Annotated in this window: 24 protein-coding genes and 3 tRNA genes; 2 read left to right on the forward strand and 25 right to left on the reverse strand. The window is 33.8% G+C overall.

Going from position 1 to position 20,598, the window contains the following annotated elements:
• Positions 1 to 48 precede the first annotated feature (48 nt).
• The 15 genes from fba to ACZ42G_RS10220 form a co-directional block, all read right to left on the reverse strand.
• Complete coding sequence (gene fba / locus ACZ42G_RS10150; RefSeq protein WP_464850338.1) at positions 49 to 903, reverse strand: class II fructose-1,6-bisphosphate aldolase; 855 nt, start codon at positions 901 to 903, stop codon at positions 49 to 51.
• The gene (locus ACZ42G_RS10155) at positions 890 to 1,567 is read right to left on the reverse strand and encodes an HAD family hydrolase (RefSeq protein ID WP_464850339.1); all 678 of its coding nucleotides are present in this window, start codon (positions 1,565 to 1,567) and stop codon (positions 890 to 892) included. Before ACZ42G_RS10155 ends, fba begins: the two co-directional genes overlap by 14 nt.
• A gap of 168 nt (positions 1,568 to 1,735) precedes the next feature.
• Positions 1,736 to 2,173: a PTS sugar transporter subunit IIA domain-containing protein gene (locus ACZ42G_RS10160; RefSeq protein WP_464850340.1), complete on the reverse strand. Its 438-nt coding sequence runs from the start codon at positions 2,171 to 2,173 to the stop codon at positions 1,736 to 1,738.
• Between the two features lies 1 nt (position 2,174).
• Positions 2,175 to 2,975, reverse strand: a complete 801-nt coding sequence (agaD, locus tag ACZ42G_RS10165; RefSeq protein WP_435620009.1) for a PTS galactosamine transporter subunit IID — start codon at positions 2,973 to 2,975, stop codon at positions 2,175 to 2,177.
• Positions 2,962 to 3,756, reverse strand: coding sequence for a PTS galactosamine transporter subunit IIC (gene agaC / locus ACZ42G_RS10170; RefSeq protein WP_464850341.1), 795 nt, complete (start codon positions 3,754 to 3,756; stop codon positions 2,962 to 2,964). Before agaC ends, agaD begins: the two co-directional genes overlap by 14 nt.
• A 14-nt stretch (positions 3,757 to 3,770) precedes the next feature.
• Complete coding sequence (agaB, locus tag ACZ42G_RS10175; protein WP_464850342.1) at positions 3,771 to 4,322, reverse strand: PTS galactosamine transporter subunit IIB; 552 nt, start codon at positions 4,320 to 4,322, stop codon at positions 3,771 to 3,773.
• A gap of 113 nt (positions 4,323 to 4,435) precedes the next feature.
• A complete protein-coding gene (locus ACZ42G_RS10180) occupies positions 4,436 to 6,091 on the reverse strand; it encodes a mannose/fructose/sorbose PTS transporter subunit IID (RefSeq protein ID WP_464850343.1) in 1,656 nt (551 codons plus the stop codon).
• 3 nt (positions 6,092 to 6,094) lie between these two features.
• Entirely contained in the window at positions 6,095 to 6,577 is a 483-nt protein-coding gene (locus tag ACZ42G_RS10185; RefSeq protein WP_333510739.1) for a PTS sugar transporter subunit IIB, read from the reverse strand.
• Positions 6,578 to 6,590: 13 nt separating this feature from the next.
• Entirely contained in the window at positions 6,591 to 7,001 is a 411-nt protein-coding gene (locus tag ACZ42G_RS10190; protein WP_464850345.1) for a PTS sugar transporter subunit IIA, read from the reverse strand.
• Between the two features lie 63 nt (positions 7,002 to 7,064).
• Complete coding sequence (locus tag ACZ42G_RS10195) at positions 7,065 to 9,818, reverse strand: sigma 54-interacting transcriptional regulator (RefSeq protein ID WP_464850347.1); 2,754 nt, start codon at positions 9,816 to 9,818, stop codon at positions 7,065 to 7,067.
• Between the two features lie 128 nt (positions 9,819 to 9,946).
• Complete coding sequence (locus tag ACZ42G_RS10200; RefSeq protein WP_013298441.1) at positions 9,947 to 10,150, reverse strand: cold-shock protein; 204 nt, start codon at positions 10,148 to 10,150, stop codon at positions 9,947 to 9,949.
• A gap of 76 nt (positions 10,151 to 10,226) precedes the next feature.
• Positions 10,227 to 10,982 (reverse strand): SIR2 family NAD-dependent protein deacylase, encoded by a 756-nt coding sequence (locus tag ACZ42G_RS10205; protein WP_085111536.1) that lies wholly within the window; start codon positions 10,980 to 10,982, stop codon positions 10,227 to 10,229.
• 42 nt (positions 10,983 to 11,024) lie between these two features.
• Positions 11,025 to 11,171 carry a small, acid-soluble spore protein, alpha/beta type gene (locus ACZ42G_RS10210; RefSeq protein WP_464850349.1) on the reverse strand — a complete coding sequence of 49 codons (147 nt, stop codon included), beginning with the start codon at positions 11,169 to 11,171 and terminating at the stop codon, positions 11,025 to 11,027.
• 11 nt (positions 11,172 to 11,182) lie between these two features.
• Positions 11,183 to 12,682 carry a peptidase propeptide domain-containing protein gene (locus ACZ42G_RS10215; protein ID WP_464850351.1) on the reverse strand — a complete coding sequence of 500 codons (1,500 nt, stop codon included), beginning with the start codon at positions 12,680 to 12,682 and terminating at the stop codon, positions 11,183 to 11,185.
• Positions 12,683 to 12,793: 111 nt separating this feature from the next.
• Complete coding sequence (locus ACZ42G_RS10220; protein ID WP_013787627.1) at positions 12,794 to 13,015, reverse strand: NifU family protein; 222 nt, start codon at positions 13,013 to 13,015, stop codon at positions 12,794 to 12,796.
• A 170-nt stretch (positions 13,016 to 13,185) separates the two neighbouring features.
• On the opposite strand from ACZ42G_RS10220, the gene namA reads away from it, so the two are divergent.
• Positions 13,186 to 14,208 carry an NADPH dehydrogenase NamA gene (gene namA, locus ACZ42G_RS10225; RefSeq protein ID WP_464850353.1) on the forward strand — a complete coding sequence of 341 codons (1,023 nt, stop codon included), beginning with the start codon at positions 13,186 to 13,188 and terminating at the stop codon, positions 14,206 to 14,208.
• Here the strand turns inward: namA and ACZ42G_RS10230 are convergent.
• The 8 genes from ACZ42G_RS10230 to ACZ42G_RS10265 form a co-directional block, all read right to left on the reverse strand.
• A complete protein-coding gene (locus ACZ42G_RS10230) occupies positions 14,205 to 15,008 on the reverse strand; it encodes a TPM domain-containing protein (RefSeq protein ID WP_274893153.1) in 804 nt (267 codons plus the stop codon). The genes namA and ACZ42G_RS10230 overlap by 4 nt on opposite strands.
• A 12-nt stretch (positions 15,009 to 15,020) precedes the next feature.
• Positions 15,021 to 15,590, reverse strand: a complete 570-nt coding sequence (locus ACZ42G_RS10235; protein ID WP_013787624.1) for a LemA family protein — start codon at positions 15,588 to 15,590, stop codon at positions 15,021 to 15,023.
• Entirely contained in the window at positions 15,587 to 16,093 is a 507-nt protein-coding gene (locus ACZ42G_RS10240) for a GAF domain-containing protein (RefSeq protein ID WP_274893155.1), read from the reverse strand. Before ACZ42G_RS10240 ends, ACZ42G_RS10235 begins: the two co-directional genes overlap by 4 nt.
• A gap of 52 nt (positions 16,094 to 16,145) precedes the next feature.
• Positions 16,146 to 16,922 carry a prolipoprotein diacylglyceryl transferase gene (locus ACZ42G_RS10245; protein ID WP_085111541.1) on the reverse strand — a complete coding sequence of 259 codons (777 nt, stop codon included), beginning with the start codon at positions 16,920 to 16,922 and terminating at the stop codon, positions 16,146 to 16,148.
• A gap of 123 nt (positions 16,923 to 17,045) precedes the next feature.
• Positions 17,046 to 18,089, reverse strand: a complete 1,044-nt coding sequence (locus ACZ42G_RS10250) for a glycosyl hydrolase family 18 protein (RefSeq protein WP_464852159.1) — start codon at positions 18,087 to 18,089, stop codon at positions 17,046 to 17,048.
• 105 nt (positions 18,090 to 18,194) lie between these two features.
• The gene (locus ACZ42G_RS10255; protein ID WP_464850356.1) at positions 18,195 to 19,112 is read right to left on the reverse strand and encodes a ComEC/Rec2 family competence protein; all 918 of its coding nucleotides are present in this window, start codon (positions 19,110 to 19,112) and stop codon (positions 18,195 to 18,197) included.
• An 11-nt stretch (positions 19,113 to 19,123) separates the two neighbouring features.
• Complete coding sequence (locus ACZ42G_RS10260) at positions 19,124 to 19,333, reverse strand: DUF3006 domain-containing protein (protein WP_085111544.1); 210 nt, start codon at positions 19,331 to 19,333, stop codon at positions 19,124 to 19,126.
• 139 nt (positions 19,334 to 19,472) lie between these two features.
• Positions 19,473 to 19,544, reverse strand: a tRNA-Ala gene (locus tag ACZ42G_RS10265).
• A gap of 129 nt (positions 19,545 to 19,673) precedes the next feature.
• Here ACZ42G_RS10265 and ACZ42G_RS10270 point away from each other — a divergent pair.
• On the forward strand, positions 19,674 to 20,300 hold the full coding sequence (locus ACZ42G_RS10270; protein ID WP_085111545.1) for an SGNH/GDSL hydrolase family protein: 627 nt from the start codon (positions 19,674 to 19,676) through the stop codon (positions 20,298 to 20,300).
• Positions 20,301 to 20,370: 70 nt separating this feature from the next.
• On the opposite strand, the gene ACZ42G_RS10275 is transcribed toward ACZ42G_RS10270, so the two are convergent.
• Positions 20,371 to 20,447 (reverse strand) — tRNA-Val (locus ACZ42G_RS10275).
• A 39-nt stretch (positions 20,448 to 20,486) separates the two neighbouring features.
• Positions 20,487 to 20,563, reverse strand: a tRNA-Val gene (locus tag ACZ42G_RS10280).
• Between the last annotated feature and the right edge of the window lie 35 nt (positions 20,564 to 20,598).

The raw sequence follows: 20,598 nt of genomic DNA on the forward strand, positions 1-20,598 counted from the left end.
CAAATGTATGTTTTAGCATGTCGCTTGTATTTAATGTAATCGTCAATATCATGCTTTGCCACCACAGCCAAATAGCTTTATTTTCTCTTTTACAACTTCTTTTATACTCTCCTCACCAGGTGCAAGGTATTTCCTTGGATCACTTTCACTGGGATTATTTTTAAAGACTTCTTTTATTGCATTTGCAAAAGGTATCTTTAATTCTGTAGCTATGTTTAATTTGTTTATACCAAGCTCTATTGCCTTTCTTACTAAATCATCAGGCACACCTGATGCACCGTGTAATACTAACGGAATATCTATTAAACTTCTTATTTCTTTTAATCTGTCAAAATCTAGTCTTACTTCTCCTTTGTATAGACCATGTGCCGTACCAATGGCTATCGCCAGTGAGTCAACTCCCGTCTTTTTCACAAAATCTGCTGCCATTTTCGGATCTGTAAAGGCATTTGCATCTTCATTTACGTACATATCGTCTTCTACCCCTACTATATTACCAAGTTCCGCTTCTACAGTAACGCCTGCTGCATGAGCTACTTCAACTACTTTTTTGGTAGTGGCAATATTTTGCTCGTAAGGAAGCATTGAACCATCAAACATAATCGAAGTGTAACCTGCCCTTAAGCACCTTACAACAATGTCAAAAGAATTTCCGTGGTCTAAATGTAGTGCTATTGGTATGTCATATTTCTCAGATGCCACTTTTGCAATTGCTGCTATATAGTCTTCTCCTGCATGCTTAATTGTACCTGGTGTTGTCTGTAAAATTAACGGTGAATTCATCTCAAAAGCAGCTTTTACAACAGCTTTTAATGTTTCGAGGTTGTGTATGTTAAACGCACCTACTGCATATCCATTTAATTTCGCGTCATTTAGCATTTTTTCTGTATTAACTAACGCCATTAATGTAACCCCCTATAATATAGTTCAATAAATCTAATGGTTTATTGCATATTTTTATATTTTTATCATCGAAATTATCTCTTCGATCGACTTCTCCCCAATTAGCCAGTAAAAAATCCACATTACAGCTTTTCGCACATCCGTAATCATAATTTGTATCACCAACATATACTGCTTCATCTGGATTTATATTAAGCTCTTTTAATGCTTTTAACAATTGATCAGGATATGGTTTTGGCCTTAAGCTTTCATCATATGTCACTATTAAATCAAAATGATGTAAAATTTCATTCAGCATAATGTCTTCTTTTACTTCAAAATCATATCTTGAAGTAACAATTCCTAATTTAATATTTTTATTTTTTAAGGAATTAAGGGTCTCTTCTATTTGAGGGTATATCCTCACTTCATTTATAAATTTTCGAATTTGTTCATTCCAAACTCTAAGTGTTGCATCAATATTCTCAATGTCAAGTTTGTGTAAAGTATGCTTACCAGGAAGTCCTACAGCAAAATTCAGTTCATTCTTGCTGTAATCTCTGTTGTAAAGTTCTTTCATAGTTATCTTTAACGCTTCAATAGTAACTTTCTCAGTGTCTACTAATGTTCCATCAACATCAAATAATACACATTTTTTTTGATGCATGTAATCACTTCCAATCAAAATCATCAAATTTATATATTAAAATATGACTATAAATCATTTTATTTAGCATCTTTTACGTATCCAAATAAAAATTTACTGGAAATTTCACAAAATTTAATGAAGTTATTTAGGAGCAGAGGTTCTAAAATATCCATTTCCCTGCTCCCATTCCTAAACATTCCTAAATCAAATTCCATCTTCTATTTCTTGAACATTTTTCACTTGACTTACTACAATTTTTTTAAATCGAATTGTTGAATTTTTACTAGCATTAACAATAAATTCAGCTAGTTCATCCAAACTCAATGTGTCATTTTGAAATATCGCTTCTAACAACGAGCTTAAATTGCATCCTGCTACCAACTCCATATTGTCATTAAAATTAGCAATGCTGGCAGCCACTTTAAATGGAGTTCCTCCTGCGATATCGCAAACAAATAATATTGGCTGATCAATAATCTCATTTATCACATTGTGTATCTTTTCTTTTAAAGTTATATCAGAATCATTTTCTGTAAAATCTATAGCAAATAAATGACTATTTATACCAGCTATCAAATCTATCGAACTTTTCATGCCTGTTGCATAATTTCCATGCCCAATTAATATGATATTTTTCTTCATATTATAAAACTCCAATAAATGATAGTAAGATAGCTAGTATAAATGTCGTTAAAATAAGTATTACCGGACTTACATTTTTCTTTTTTAGAAGATAAAATATCAACAGCGTATACCCTAATGGCAATATATTAGGAAAAATTTTGTCAAAAAAGTCTGTCTGTAAAGATACAGCATGTTTAGCATTTATAGCAATCTTACTTACAACATTTATGTGAACATAAGATGCTATTAAACCTCCGATGACAGTTATGCCTAATATTGATGCAGCTTTAGAAATAATTTGTGAATTAGTCTTAATTAAATCAATCGCTTTTGTGCCTAAATTATAGCCTAAATGTGTCCATACTATCCTAAGTAAAAATATTGTCAAATATACAGAGAAAAACAATATTGGGCCTAATGCATTTCCCTGCATAGCAAATGAAGAACAAATACCAGCAACTATCGGCAAAATTGTAAACCAAAATATTGCATCTCCAATTCCAGCCAGTGGTCCAAATAAAGCGACTTTCAAACCCTTAATGATAGCTCTATCTTCATGATTTTCCTCCAAAGATAAAAGCAATCCCATTAAAAATCCTACAAAATTTGGATGTGTGTTTATAAATTCCAAATCGTCCGTCATTGCTTCTGATAGACCTTTTTTATCGTTCTTGTAAATCTTTTTCAAAAAAGGCAATTGTGCGACTGTAAATCCGCCAGCTTGCATTCTTTCATAGTTAAAGCTAGCTTGCAAAAAAGAAGATAAAAGTCCCAGTTTAGTTATGTCTTTCTTAGTCAATACTTTTTTAGATTCCTTCATCATAATCATCTCCATTCATTGCCATCATTTCATTTTTGATTAATTTATTTTTAGAATTGAAATATTCATATATTGCTAACGCTGCACCAATCACAGCCACTGGAAGTAAATTTGAAAAAGGTATAAATGATGCTATGAAAAATCCTACAATGAAATATGGTACATATTGACCTTTCATCATAACTTTTAAAAGCATTCCAAAACCAATAGCCGGCAATATACCTCCTGCTATTTCAAAACCATGTCCTAACCATACTGGCATAGATTTAACTAGTATCTTCATCAAATCTTGAGCAACATACACACTTAAAAACACAACTATTCCATAAGTAATTGCAACAATCGCTGTTGTCAAAATATTTAACTTAACAAGGCCACTAGTATTAGCTTCTTCAGCGTATTTATCAGCTTTTGGCATAAAGAATGAAAAGCTCGAATAATAGAATAATATTATATACTGCATTAGAAAGCTAAACGGTAATGCTAATCCAATCGCTGTTTTTGGATCAGTTCCTGTAGTATATGCTATAACAGTTGTCATTATCCCTGCTAAAATAGGATTAGGTGGTTGTGTCCCACCAGCAGGAGTTAATCCTGCAAAGGCTAATTCAGTAAGTCCACCTGCAATTAATCCTGTCTGCAGATCGCCAAGTATCAATCCTGTCAGTGTTCCTACTATAATTGGCCTAAACAAAAATAATGCTTCCAACCAAAAATCAATACCAACTATGACCGCTAAGATTGCCAGCAACAAGCCTTGTACCAATGTAATACTATGCATAAATCATTACCTCCTCAATTAATATATTCTTTCCTATCACTAGGAACATCCTGAATATAAAGGTTTACCCCCTTTCCCTTAATATAACGCAAGTCATCCATATCTTTGTCATCTACATAAACTTTTTTGCTGATTTGATGTTTACCTTGCGAAAAATGCATATTGCCTACATTCACCTCTTTTATTGGTACACCACCGTCAATTAATTTTCTAACTATTTCAGGTGTCTTGCAGACAATAAATATCTTTTGAGTTGGTGCAGCTTTATGGATTATATTTATTGTTTGATCCACTGAAAAAAACCTAATTCCAACACCTGACGCTTGAGCAGTAACAGCCATTAATTCTTGTTGAAGTGGATCTTTTGCGACTTCATCATCAACAACAACAATCAAATTTGCACCTAAAGATGTAGTCCATGTAACACCTACTTGACCATGAACCAGCCTATTGTCTATACGTACTAATAAAATATTTGGTGCTGGCATCTCTACCCCCCTCTCTTTCAAAGATTTTACTTTATATAATGCAAAAAGCATGCCAAGCAGTGTAAAACTGCTAGACATGCTTTTTCATCGTTCTTTACAGTAAATAATTCTTAATTTTATAAACAACTTGTTACACTATATTTCCTAAATCGGTCATTACGTAAACTGTCAATTACACTATATCTATAAATCTACGAAGCTAACCCTAAAAAGCCTAAATTATAACCTATAATCCCTAAAATCATAAGTCCAATAATACAAAATATTGCAGGAACTTTTCTTTTAAGAAGCCAATATATTAAAAAAGTTAATATAAGTGGTAATAAATTAGGCATTATAGTATCTAACTGTTGTTGTGCCGTAACAACAACTATTTTGCCATCAGTTGAATAGGAGTATAATTTGATTGGTATATTGATTATCGTCCATTTAGCTACCAATCCACCCATTACAACATAAGCTAAAACAGCAACTGTCTTCATTATTTTAGGCAATATTTCTTTCATAGACGCAATCATATTTATACCTTTATAATAAGGAATCATTAATCCATAATATCGCATAATTAATCGCACCGAGTTTATAACTACAAAAAATATTAAAGGTCCTAATAAACTTCCACTGAGACCTATTCCTGCACCTATGGCTGCAATCATCGGTCTAAATATTCCCCAAAATATTGGATCTCCTAAACCCGCTAACGGTCCCATTAAAGCTATTTTTATTCCTGTAATAGCTTCATCATTAATTTTTTCTTCGTTCGCTAAAGCTTCTTCCATTGCAACATTTAATCCTAAAATTATCGGCACAGTAAATTGATGAGTGTTAAAATATTCCATATGCCTCTTTAAAGCCTCTGATAATTTTTCTTTTGTTTTATATAATTTTTTCAATACAGGAATTATACTGTAGCAATAACATAAATTTTGCATTCTTTCATAATTCCATGATATTTGATAGAATTGCATTCTCCAGAATATCTTTAAAAGATCTTTGTGCCCTATCTTTAATGATTCATCTTTAATAATTGCTTCATTATTTTTTTCATTATCAATATCATCAGCTATATCATTTATAATTTTACTTCTTTTATTTCTATGTGCGTTTTTATTTTCATCTTTTATGAAATAAAAATAAAAAATTGCTGCAAAACTAGCTCCCATAATTGCTAATCCAACTAAAGTCATTTTAGTAAAAGTCATAGTCAAAAATCCAACAAAGAAAAATGGCAGTAATTCATTAGCATTTAATAATTCCATAATCATAGCATAACCAACTACAACTAAAAAACCAGAAGAAACTTGCAAGCCAATTGTAATTGATTTCGGTAAATTATCTAATAAAACCCTTACATTAGACGCATTAGCAAAATAAGCTACCATTAAAGACGGTATCGAGACTCTTAATGCACTAGGTATCGCAGTCAAAAAATGCATTGCAGTTACACCTTTTGTACTACCTTTTTCCGCATATTTATCTGCTAAATGCATTATAAATACGTCAATTGTACTTTTTTGAGCAATTTGTAACACTTGTCCAGCAACCGCAACTGGAACAGCTATACTTATAGCCACGCCAATATTTTGTTTTCCTATAATAGCCATTACAGCGGCTATAGTGCCCGCAATAGCAGGATCAGGTGGAACAGATGCACCAATTGTCATCCACCCTAACGCTATCAACTCCATAGAAGCCCCAACTATAATTCCTGTTTTTAGATCACCAAGAACTAAACCCACTAAAGTAGATGCAATCAAAGGTCTATGTGTTTGAAATTCTTCTGCTGCAGCTCCTATTCCCGAAATTGACGTGACAATAAATAACAATATAAATTTTGTTATTGTCAATCGTCATTCCTCCTTAGATTGTATTAATGTCAATATATTAATACTTCTATCATTTGGAAGCATCCTTACATCTAAAGAAACATTTTTTTTAGCTATTTCTTTTAAAACATCAATTTCATTCTCATTTAAATACACAGCGGTAGTTATACGTTTTTTACCATTTTTATATGGCAGACCGCCAATATTAATTCTATTTATTTTCCCTCCTTTGTCCAAAAATTCTAATATTTCAAAAGGATTACTAAATATAATCATCAAGTTCTCATATTTGCTTTCTTCTTCATATATTTTGATAGCACTATCAACATCACAAAACAGCACTTCTATGTCTTCAGGAACTGCCATCTCGATGAAAGTTTTGCGTATTTCATCTTTTACTACATTTTTGTCAACTACAATTATTTCAGTTATAGCTTCACTTGAACACCAATTATTTACTACCTGTCCATGCACTAATCTCTCATCAAGGCGAACCACTTTCAACATCTTGTTATTCCTCCTAATCGCAAAGCTTGTTAAGTCTCTCAGATAATTTCTCATGAACATCCACTATTCCATTTTTGCCCGCATTTTTAGCAATATCTGATACAACTGATAATCTTTCATTTCTTTTTGACAAAATTTCCAAAATCATAGGCATATTGAAACCTGTTATGACATTAACTTTGTCATCTATCTCCAATGAACTTACATTATACGGACTTCCTCCTATTATGTCAACAAATATTAATATTTCTTCGGTTTGTAATCTTTTTTTTGCTAAATTTATCTTTTTTTTAAGATCATCTATACTTTCTCCAATCGTGAAATTAATCGCTTCAACTTTTTCTTGCTCACCATATATCATTTTTAGTGATTCATATAATGCTTCAGCATACGGCCCATGTGATACCAAAATTATTCCAACCATTTTTTAATTTTTTACCTCCTCTTAGACAATAAATTGCAAAAGTTGTGCCATACCTTGTTATTTTTAAATAGCCAGATCATTAATCTTCTGATGTATTATATCATATATAAAACCTATTTCCGACGTTGGTATTTGAACTTTGTAGATATCTTTTATGACACTAAAGCTAGAATTAATCAAATCTATAAACTGTCTATGACACTTTTCAAACTCATTTAAATTACTGTAAGACATAATTGGATCTTTCATAATTAACCTTTCAATAAGACAACTTATGTGTATATATAACCCTATCTTTAAATCATTTGAAAATTTAAATCCCAAACTTAATTCCAAATCTGAAATAGCTTTTTCAACTTGATCAATTATTTTATCAGGATTTAATATAGTTAAATAATTCAATACATTTTGAAGTGAAAAAAGCTTAACTATAGCTTGATTAATCTGCTCTATAGTTCTATCATCAGTTAAATCTTTTAATACTTTATTAAGTATAAAATCTCCACGCCCTGCAATCAAATCCTCCAAAGACAGATATGGAACCTCTTTTATTCCAGGATCAGCCGTTCCTATTATAAGTTTTACATTGTAATTTTTGAATATCTCATCTTTAAATCCATTGCCTTTAAGCCTATCATAATCATATGCAATTATTTCAATGCCATCATTTGCTAAGCATTCATACAAAAGATATTTTATCTTTACAGCCGTTCCTATTCCAGTCATACATGTTGTTATGATGCCATTCTTTTTGTTTTTATTTGATTTTATATATTTGTAACTACTATTATTTTTTTTAACAGACTCTACAATAATCTCTTCTAGAGATTGTCCCTGTATAATTCTGTTACCCACATCCAAAGCCAATTGGGTCGTAATATTATTTATAATACCTATGTCACCATCTATTACATTAATTAATGACTTATATATTTCTTCTAAAGAACCCATGTCAACTAATATAATAATACCCTTCTCTGTATTGATATTTTTTAAATAGCTTTCTACCTTTACCATAATATCTTGTATCGTCATATCTATTGGCATATCAAAGGCCTCAAAAATAAAACGTCCTAAGAGCCTATTTGCAACACTTGCTATACTGCTTGCGGTAGAATATCCATGTGCAATTATTATCGAATTTATCACGTTTATATTATCATTTTTATTTATACTTTTTATATAAAGTGTAAAATAAATAATAGCTATTTTCTCGAGTTTAGCATCCAGATTAACTTCGATAAGTTCAATCATCTTATTAGCAATTATAAATTCTTTAGGGAAAACATTCTTTAGAATATTTACTACAATTTCAACTTTAGAAGCATATTTTATAGATGCATTCTCTAACAATTTATTGGTAAAATGCGCTAATACAATAGCAGTATTACCGTAATATTTTATTCCATAATTATTTTCAATAACATTTAAAACATTGTCTATTACACTTTTTATAGTATTAAACAACAATGAGTCTGCAAAATTTTGATTCTCATTATTACCAAAAACAATAATGTCAGAAAGTTGATTCAAATACAGCAAAGATTCATTTTTTACCTTATCTATATTTAAATTTTCGTTTTTAAATTTAACAAACAAATCTAATATCTTTTCTGTTATTTCATTTATATTCTTATCATTTTCCACATCATCAACAAAATATTTATCTATTTTATTATGAGATATAAACATACCGTTAAATTGTAAACTGTCTTTTAGAAAGTCCTCAGCATTATACTGTAGATCTCTTGGCAAATCATATAAATGAATTCGTAATATACTAATTTTATTCCTCGATATTTGACTATATGCCTGAGCACAGCTATATTTTATGACATTTATCATTTTGCCTATATTGCCTGAAATATTTGTCTTAACTAATGCGTTTAAAACTTGTTTACTTATTAATATATCCATTTCAAGATTTTTTGCTTCAATTTTGTAAAAATTATATATTAATTGTAGTCTCTCATGTAAAGGTCTATCACTAAGTGATGGAATATTAACAACAAGGGGTATCCTTCTTAAGAAAGTTTTTATTAAAGTTTGTTCAGGATCTTCAGTTGTCGCAAATATAAATCTGACTTTTGACGTCCTCCAATTACCTGTCTCACCTAACCTTCTAAATAAACCTTTATCCAAAAACAAAAATAATTTTTCTTGGCCTTCCGGCGGTAATCTATGAACTTCATCCAAAAAGAGATATCCACCATTAGCTTCTTCTAAAAGTCCACTTTTATCTTTGTCGGCTCCAGTAAAAGCACCTTTTACATAACCAAATAAATTAGCCGATAATAATTCCGGATTGTTGGCATATTCTGCGCAATTAAATATAATATAAGGCGCATTTTTTTCCACAGCATTTATTGATTTTGCATATTCATATATAAGCTGCGCAATAAAACTTTTTCCGACACCTGTATGACCAATCAGTAAAATAGGTAAACCATTTGGCGGATAAGATGCTGCAGATTTACAGAGTTTGACCTGTTCCTTAAGGCTTCCATTATATCCAATTAATTTCATAAAAGGATCATCGCTTTTTATCTTTATAGGTGCTTCAGAATCAGAAATTTTATTTCTAAACAAATTCGACTGCTTCTCATAAAACTCTTTATCTATAAAATAAACTGGCCTCGTATTTATCTTAACAACTTTACCTTCTTTATGCAATTCATTTAAAAAATGACTGACAACATTCCTTTTGATATTTAACTTATCTGCAATCTCTTCTGCAGTCAAACCCCTTTTTTTTGTAATATCAAGGCTACTTGACAGGTTTTTCAACTCAATAAAAATTTTTTCTTTATTTTTCATTAACCTCAACCACCCTTAAATTGCAATAAAACGTTTTTATAATTAATACTAATATTTTTTTAAATTAACCATATATTCTCAACTATATTTCAAAACCCTAACATTGCTGTTAGGGTTGATTTTCTCCATTAGGAAACTTTTTTAACGTTAGCGGCTTGTGGCCCTTTTTCGGCCTCCACTATATCAAACTCGACTTCCTGTCCTTCTTCTAACGTCTTAAAACCATCCTGTTCAATTGCTGAGTAATGAACGAATACGTCTGAGCCTCCTTCTCTTTCTATGAAGCCATAACCTTTCTCAGCATTGAACCATTTTACTTTACCTCTTACCATTATATCTTCCTCCAAACGTGATAAATAATTTACTTCTTTATAATAGCACTGAAACATATACATTGTCAAATGAATTTTAGCCTTGTTGTGCCGTCTTTAAATATCTTACGATTTTGCTTAAAGCTTCGCCTGCCGATTCTCTTATAATTGCATCGGCCCTTCTATCTTCAGGTGTCTCTGACTTATTTATTATGACAAGATGCTTTGATAGTCCCGGAAGAAAGTTTACAGGTGATACAGTAAGCGATGAACCAATGACTATCATCAAATCGCTGTCTTCGGCCTCATGCCATGCCTTTTCAAAATCTTCAGGCATCTGATCTCCAAACATTACAACATCTGGCCTTAAAATCCCATTGCATTTGTCGCATTTAGGCGGGATTTCCCCTTTAGACACTTTGACCTCCAATAAATCAATTGGTACCACTGTACCACAATTTGTGCAACTTCCTGTCCTCGTCTGGCCGTGTACTTCGTATACTTTCTTCGATCCTGCTTTTTGGTGCAAATTATCTATGTTTTGGGTAATTACGCATGATACAAACCCATCCTGCTCCAGTTGCGCCAATATATAGTGTGCTTTGTTTGGCTTTGCATCTTTCATGGACAACAAAATCTTAAAACCATTGTCGTAAAACTTTTTAGGGTCATTGTATAAAACTCTTGTTGACAGTGCTTCCATAGGGTCCATCTTTTCCCAAAGTCCAGTTCCTGGACTTCTGAAATCAGGAATACCGCTTTCTGTAGATATTCCAGCACCCGTCAGCACAACAGTCTTTTTAGAATTCTCTATCAACCTTGCAACTTTTTCATATACATCCTCTTGACCCATTTGTCTCACCTCAAATACAAGTATACCACCACAACAAAAATTTTACATGGCCGATTTATATTTTTTCTTTTTCACAATGGCTCCAATCTTCCCTGTTTCTTGTGCCGTCAAATTCGACCATCCTACCTTATGTATCTTATCTAATAGCCCCAACTCTTTAGCCGCCTCTATCTTTAATTTTTCATCCATAGTATCATCTCCTAATAGCCTTTTTCAAATTCATTTACAGATACCTTTTGACCAGTTAATGCATCCACTATTGAATCCATTGTAGACAAACGATATATTGGCATAAGCTCATATTTACTTGTGTATAAATAATAAAGAGATGGTTTTTCACCTACTAATATATTTTTTGCAATACTTTCATTCAAAATATCTGTTGTTGATGGTTTATGGGCCTCATCCCAATTTAATGAGACATTTATTATTTTGCCGTTTTTATCTGTTTTAATTCTCACATAATTATCCAGAACTATTGCACCATTGTAAACTCGATAAAATACGTATGTATAATCAGCATCTTCTATGGCAGGTTTCTTTAAAAGATCCAAATTGCAATCTTTTCCTCTTAAAACTTCCTTTGTAAAACCGATTATTCTGTCCAAATTGCCATACGTATCAAATAACCCATCATCATCAGAAATATCTACGTTCTCGCTTATTATATTTCCTGTCTCTTTGTCGACTGCTATATTTGCATTGGCTATTAAATTTCTATCAGTATGGTTCATATTAAATGTATATGTTTCTCTTTCAGTGAGAAAATACCTTTCAATTGTCTTGCTGTCTAATACTTTAATATCATTTATGTGAAAGTTATTCATTTCATTCATTGCTATTTTCAATGCCTCGTCGTAAGCTACTATGCTATACGATTTTTTAAAATCATTGGCATCACACTTAATCTTTAAAACATCATCATATAGCATATTACCATTAAAATCTACCAAATCACCATTTACTGCGTCTATACCAACGAGATTATAATCGATGCTTAAAGCATAGTACAGCCGATATTTAGGAAAATCATCGTTGTTGTTTTTCAAATACACAAGAGTAGGATCAAGTTTGCTATTAAACGCCTTCAAGGCATCAACACTGCCAATCGTCTTTATGTCTTTATTATAAGATGACTCACCTATACTTTGTCCTTTTAATTTCAATATATCGCCACTTTCAGAGTCAATGTAAACATAAGCGTCTATATTGTACACAGGTATATCGTCAACTAAATTCTTGTAACAAAATTTATAAATTATTCGTCTTTCCAAAGCATCATCAATATACGTTGAATCATTAACCTCAGATACATAACCAAATTTTTCTCCAAAAATATTTTCCAAAAGTTCTTTGCCTATTATTACAGCATCGTCCTTCCTTATTTTTGATTTACCGCTTTTGCCAAATAAGTATTTCATTTGATCAACATAATAATCCACGCTTTTGATATTTCCATTGTCTAATACAGCATCAAGGGTTTTATACATGTCGCCATCGCTTTTCATGTTTATTTGGATAGATCCATCGCTATTTTTTCTGATTTGATCTACCGACATATTACTTATAAATGGCATCTTATCTTTTAACAATTTTAAGTAATCTTGATTTTGAATATCGTCAGGGAAACCAAATGAAAAAGCATTTAAGCTGAATACCATTACCAATGTCAAAGTTAAAAGAAAAATCCTTTTAATCATACATAGAATACCTCCATTAAGTAAAATATTACCATATATAGTATTCTATGTATTTTTGAAAAATCCTTTTTTTAACACAAAAAAATCCGGTTAATTCCGGATTTTTTATCTTTAAAGAGCAACAACTTCCTTTACTTCAGGTATTTCTTCTTTTATTGCTCTTTCAATTCCTTCTTTCAATGTCATTACTGCAAATGGACAGCCGCCGCAAGCACCTGTAAGCCTTACTTGAACTACGCCATCATCAGTAACGTCGACGAGTTCTACATCTCCGCCATCTGCTTGAAGAGAAGGTCTTAAAAGCTTTAAAACTTCTTCTACTCTTTCTCTCACGATATGCCCTCCTTTTTAAAATCTACAACATATATTATAACACGAATTGAGGAAAATAGAAATAAAACAATCTTAATGAATACGTTTTTGCATATAAAATAACTTTTTATTTAATAATTTTTATTTTTGTAGCTTAAGTGGTAATATATATTTTGAAAGGAGATGTTTTTATGTTATTTACACCCATAAAAATAAAAGACATTACTATAAAAAACAGGATTATGATGTCTCCAATGTGTCAGTATTCCGCTGACAAAGATGGACTTGCAAACAGTTGGCACTTTGTTCACTACTTAAGCAGAGCCGTCGGCGGTGTAGGGTTAATAATGGTTGAAGCAACGGCAGTAGAAAGTCGAGGGCGAATAACTGATCGCGATCTTGGCATCTGGAACGACCAACAGGTAGAACCACTCAAAAGAATTGTTGATGAGTGCAAAAAATACGGTGTTACAATGGGAATACAATTAGCCCATGCTGGAAGAAAATCAGAAGTGGCAGATGAAACGCCTGTTGCGCCTTCAGCAATAAACTGGAGCGATGATTATAAATTGCCACATGAACTCACAAAAGAAGAAATAAAGGCTATCGTAGAAAAGTTTAAAGATGCAGCAGTAAGAGCCTTGAATGCTGGTTTTGATGTCATTGAAATACATGCGGCACACGGTTATTTGCTACACGAATTTCTGTCGCCCCTGTCAAACAAGAGAAATGACGAATACGGCGGTGATGTCACTAACAGAGTGAGAATGCTTAAAGAAGTCATAGAAGCTGTAAAAAAAGTATGGCCAGAAAATAAACCTTTATTTGTAAGGGTTTCATCCGACGATTACATTGAAGGCGGCATCAACATTGACGAAATGATAAAAATTTTATCATACATAAAGCCTTTAGGCGTAGACGTGATAGATGCAAGCAGCGGTGGACTTCTAAATGCGAAAATCGATCTTTATCCTGGCTATCAAGTCAAATACTCTGAAAAAATAAAAAGCCAGCTTGGTTTTAAAACAGCGGCAGTAGGCTTAATAACAAAAGCTGAAATGGCTGAACAAATCCTCAAAGACGGAAAAGCTGATTTAATAGCGTTAGGCCGTGAGCTTCTGAGAAATCCGTATTGGCCACTGTATGCAGCCCACGACCTTAAAGAAGATGTAGAATGGCCAAAGCAATATGAAAGGGGAAAGTTCAGAGTTTAGCGGCCAGCTCCACCTCCACCGGTGGATCCGCCGCCAAAACTTCCACCTCCTCCGCTGCCAAAGCCTCCTCCGAAGCCACCACCGCCGGTTCCAAATCCGCCAAAGCCACCGAATCCTCCAGGGCCAAACCCGCCAGGACCACGCCACCACCATCCACGTATATTAGAAAAAATGATAAGCAATATTATTAGAGCAATTACAGAAATTATTCCTTCCGCTTTTTTACTGCTACTGTCATTTTGCTGAGTATACTGGCTTTGGTCAACATTTTTTAAATCCACATTGTATTCTTTGGCAACCAATGTGGCTATTGCTTTATATCCTTCTACGATGCCCCCAGAATAATCTTTATCATTCCATTTAGGCAGTACGTAATCGTCCAAAATCCTTCCTGCTACAGAATCTGGAATAGCGCCTTCCAATCCATATCCGACAGATATAAATACTTTGCCGCTTAATCCCTCCAATAGCCTTTTTTTATCTACTAAAAGAAGTACGCCATTATTTTTGTCTTTCTGTCCAATTCCCCAGTTTCTAAATAAGTTTAATGCATAATCTGATATTTGATAGTCTCCTATATCGTCAACCGTCACTACGATGATCTGAGCACCAGTTAAGTTTTCTATCTCTTTCCCTATGTTTCTTATTGTATCAATATCGTTTTGGCTCATAAGTTTTGCGTAGTCGTACACATAATCGTACTGGGAAGGCTTAGGAGGAATTGTAGCAGCAAATATTTGACCAAAAATTAGTATAGGAAAAAATATCAGCAAAAATAATGTTTTAGCATATTTTAACACCACATAACCTCCCTATTTCGAAAAATCGACTTTTGGAACTTCTGATGCTGATGCTTGTGCTTTAAAATACTGTTTCTCCGTAAATCCAAACATCCTTGCTATGATGACGTTAGGAAACTGCCTTATGCTGGTGTTATACTGTTGAACAGCATTGTTGTAATCCATTCTGGCAACAGCGATCCTATTTTCTGTACCTGCCAATTCATCGCTTAACTGCCTGAAATTTTGATCGGCTTTTAAGTTAGGATAGTTTTCTGATATGGCCAGAAGCCTTCCTAAAGCTGTTCCAAGCTCATCATTGGCGTTGGCTTTTTCTTGAACCGTATTTGCAGCAAGAAGCTTCTCTCTGGCTTTATTTACGCTATCAAACACAGACTGTTCATGAGCAGCATAACCTTTTACAGTCTCAACGAGATTAGGAATCAAATCAGCCCTCCTTTGTAGCTGATTTTCTATTTGACTCCACTTGCTATTTACATTTTCCTGCTGACTTACAAGCCCGTTATAACTTGAAAAAAAGTAAACAACTATTAATAGCACTACTGCTGCTACTGATATCAACACAACAGAAGATCTTTTCATGTTGTCTCTCCTTTCTCTGTTTTCTCTGATATTATATGATCATTTTTTATTTTTTTGCTGACTATTTCTGCCACAGCTTCTAAAAATGCTCTATCATCATCGTCAAAAGCCGCTTTTTCATCGCTGTCTATGTCAATTTCGCCGATTATTTCATCACCAATTCTTATAGGCACTACTATCTCAGACTTTGTCTCAATGCTACAAGCCAAGTAATTGTCCTCTTTTGTCACATCGTCAACGACAATTGTAGCATTTTCAGCCACAGCTCTGCCACATATACCTTGACCAACGTTTATCTTCACATGTTCTGTGGGCCTTCCTATGTATGGACCAAGTTTTAACATTCCATCTTCCATGAAATAAAAACCTGTCCAATTGTAGTAAGACAAATTGCTGTCCAATATTTTCACAACCTCATGGTAAAAATAGTTTAAATCATCTATCTCACTTGATGATTTCTCTATCATCGAAAGCAATCTTTTAAATAATTCTTTTTTCTCCATCACAATCTCCCTCTCTCATTTTTCATTATATAAAAAACCCGCGTAAAGCAGGTCAATAATTTACTTTCTTATTTTCTGGATCATTTAATACACGCCTCATCATCCAATATGCCAATATAAGTATGAAAGGAGTTGCAATCTGCGTCAAAGTAAAAAATCCAATTCCAAGGTGCTTATTCAGATAAACTGGCCAAAACAGTGGATTGTCCCTTACAGTTTCTTCAATAAGCCCTCTCATAAGCTGATAATAAAATATAAAAGACCAAAACTGATACCCGTACGGCATGTGCTTTCTCTCGATGTAGAAATAACGTATTAAAAGAATAAGTCCCATTGCTACACCAACTAATTGTGCAGGCCATCTTCCAAAAGCAAAATCAGTCTGCCTTCCCAAAACCTCTTGGTTAAATATATTTCCTATTCTTACAAGCATATTCCCTATAGCCAATCCTATGACAGCGTAATCTTCCAATGGATTTATCTTGACGTTTTTCTTACGGCAGTAATAAAGGCCTGCAAGAAATCCTCCCAATACAGCTCCATGCCATGACAACCCACCTTGATAAATCTTAAGAATCTGTATCGGATCTTTGTAAAACCAATCAATGTCATTCGCCAATACAAACATCAATCTTGCTCCTACTATTCCGGATATGACCACAATCATCAAAAGATTTAACAAGAAATCTTCATCGTAGTTAAGCTCTTTCGACCTAACGTACAAGTAATATGCACCAGCAGCTATAGATAAAGCCATAAAAATTCCGTACCAATGTACAGCAATCGGTCCAATTTTAAATGCATACGGGCTAATAGATGGTATATACATAACTAACCTCCAATATATGTTTATTTGTCATGATTTGATTATATTATTCTTTTAACAGTAAGTCAACGTTTTATTGAATTTACAGATGAATCAAAAACCACCCGCTATGCGAGTGGCTACTACTTACTTTGCTCCAATCTTTTTGGCTATAACCTGCCAAAATGATGGTGTTTCAAAACCTATTCTCCATATGCAAATGCCATGAATGCCGTATTTTTTCGCTATATCTATTTTCTCAGCCATCGTCGTAGAATTTTCAAACCATACCTGCCTTGTGGCGCCATATGTGCTGTCATAATATGTGTAATATGGCTCTTGATACGTATTGCTCCACTGTACTGTCACACCTTTCTGCTGAGCATTCTGAAGTATCGTCTTTGTTGGAGCAGAAAAACCACCTGACTTATTTGCAGGCCAATCGTATCCATACGTCGCAACACCAAGGCAAATCTGACTTGGTTTAAAGCCTTCTTTTAATGCATCCTTCACATTGTTCTCAACCCACTGCTCCGGTGATACTGGTCCCGGTGGCGATGAAGCATTATGCCTGTCGTAAGTCATCAATGTCACATGATCAACTAATGGCGCCAATTTATGATAATCGTAAATTCCCGATATATCAGGTGAAACCTGATAATGAGGAATCACAGACATATCTAAGATTTTACCCTCTCTTTTCATCATCGTCCTAAAAGTACCCATAAATGCCGTAAGGTAGTCTTTATCCTTAACATAATTTTTTGTGCCATGTGGGATAAACTCAAAGTCTATGTTGTATCCGTCAAATCCATGTTTTTTAAGAAGACTTATAAGCTCATTCATAGTCTCAGTCTTCACTTTAGAATCAAGCAAAACCGAATCCTTGCTGTCAGCCACGTTTACAAGCGGTACAACTTTTAAACCATTTTTTTTTGCGAAGTTTAAAGCTTGCGGATTTGTTGAATCTTTAACAGATCCATCTCCTTGCACAGTAAGCCACAGTGGCGAAACCGTGTCCATATACTTTGCGTATTTTACAAGCGAATTGTATGAGTTGTCGTACCCAGGTGAATCAACATAAAATCCAACAACATTTAAACTTCTCTTGGATGTGACTGGCTTTTTAACTGAGCTTTTGCATCCTGCCAATGATACAGTTGCAAGCATCATAACAAAAGTCAACATCATCGCAATATATTTTTTATATTTTTTCATGAGATATAACCTCCTCATAATTCTTTCTGGTTATATCTTTTCATGAAATCTACTTATTTATGTAACAAAAATCCGCTTTTAGTTTTTTTGTCCCGGCGTGTAATCGCCTGGTTTCACATTAAATGAAATACTTTGCCCATTGCTTAAAGCAATTATTGTCCCACATTCGTCTGTCCTATAGACCGGTATGTTTCTGGCTTTAAGTTTTTTTAATGTAGAACTGTGGGGATGTCCGTAGTCATTGCCTTTTCCACAGGAGATTACAGCGTATTTAGGACTGACATCATCTAAAAAGCTCGCAGTAGTTGATGTTGAGCTTCCATGATGACCAACTTTAAGTACATCCGATTTCAAATCATACCCATTTTCAATCATTTCCATCTCCGATTCAGCACCAGCATCGCCAGTAAACAAAAACGATGTGTTTTTATAAGCAAGTTTTATCACTGCACTGTATTCGTTAAGATCGTCGTATTTAGAGCTATTTGGCGCTATCATTTCAGCGCTGACAGAAGGACCAAGGTCCAAAGTCACTCCTGCTTTTGCCACATCTATCTTCAATCCCTTATTTTTCGCTGCGTTTAATACATATTCAAATGTCTTCGTGTTTGTAGTTACTCTGGGCATGTAAAACTTCCCTATTTCAAAGCTTTCTATTACTCTATCCATTCCACCAATGTGATCTTCGTGTGGGTGTGTTCCAACTAATATATCGATTTTTGTTACACCTAAACTTTTTATGTAGTCGACGACCTTTTTCCCCATTTCTGGTACACCAGCATCGATTAGCATTGTCTTATTGTCAGGTGTCTTAATAAAAATGCTATCGCCCTGTCCCACATCGATAAAATACACTTTAAGTAAGCCATCTGTAGATTTCACTGTAGAATTCTGAATTTCGCCTTGTTTCTGATTGAAATTTGTGGTGTCAGAACATCCAACCAAAGAAAAAACTAAAACAAATATCAAACCAAAAATTGCTATTTTTTTAAACATGATGCACCTCCCTACTCTCTAAAAAGTTCATCTGCCAGCCTTTTTATTTTCTGGCTTCGCTTAAGCGTTTCTTCACTGTCAATGTATACATCAAACTTTATTACATCGCCTTCTTTTAAATCTTTCGGTAAAAGAGTACGAGGAAAATTAAATGTAATACGCCCAAACTCAATTACAGCGTAATCACCTTCGAATCTGTCTATTATGCACATTTCATTCATAATCATCCCTCCCAAATTATTATATCATGGGAACATTTTATTCCATTCACTAAAATGAAAAAAATAAAAAGATATGGCATCAATCGGCATAAAAAAGGGGGTTGGACTTAAGTTAAATGTCCAATCCCTTTTTTCTAAGTGGAGATGAAGGGATTTGAACCCTCGACTCCCACAATGCGAATGTGGTACTCTCCCGCTGAGTTACATCCCCATCGAAAATAATTATATCATAAGATGGCGATGATTTCTACTTTTTTGTCAAAAAGTTGAAATCATCATCTAAAATGTGATAACATAGTTTACGATATCATATCGTCAATTTTAATAGAGGTGATTTAATATGTTATTAAAAGATGGTGATGTAGTATTATTTCAAGGCGACAGTGTAACAGATGCTGGTCGAAATCGAGAAAACCCTGACGATTTGGGATTTGGGTATCCCAATATCATTGCATCAATGTTTTACGCATTACATCCTGAGTTAAACGTAAAATTCTTAAATAGAGGCATAAGTGGAAACAGGGTTAGAGATCTCAAAGAACGCTGGCAAAATGACTGTATAGATTTAAAGCCGACTGTTGTATCGATACTCATTGGGATAAATGATACATGGAGAAATTACGACAACAACGACTACACATCACCGAAAAAATTCGAAGAAGATTATAGATACATACTTGAAAAGACAAGAGAAAATCTTGACGCAAAAATCATCATCATGGAGCCTTTTGTCCTTCCAGTCCCTGAAGACAGAAGAGAATGGAGAGTGGACTTAGATCCAAAAATCCATGTGGTCAGAAATCTGTCAAGGGAATTTGGAGCATATTTCATCCCGCTGGATGGCATCATGGCAAAATATTCAACCGCAAAAGATCCAGCTTTTTGGGCTTCAGATGGTGTGCATCCCACAAATGCGGGACATGCCCTCATTGCTAAAGAATGGCTTAATTTAATCAATGCTTTCTAATCTTCAAGCCGCCTTTTTAAGGCGGTTTTTTGCAAAATAAAAACAGCTTTTAAAGCTGCATATTTCAGATTGGTGGGGTTAACAGGATTCGAACCTGTGGCCTCTACGATGTGAGCGTAGCGCTCTAACCGGCTGGGCTATAACCCCACTTAAAAATTCCATATTTAAATTTTAAATTAGTTAAAATGGTGGGGTTAACAGGGCTCGAACCTGTGACCTCTACGATGTCAACGTAGCGCTCTAACCAGCTGGGCTATAACCCCACTCGCCTCACATGTTTAGTATATTATATTTTTAC

The organism is Thermoanaerobacterium calidifontis, from assembly GCF_055381745.1.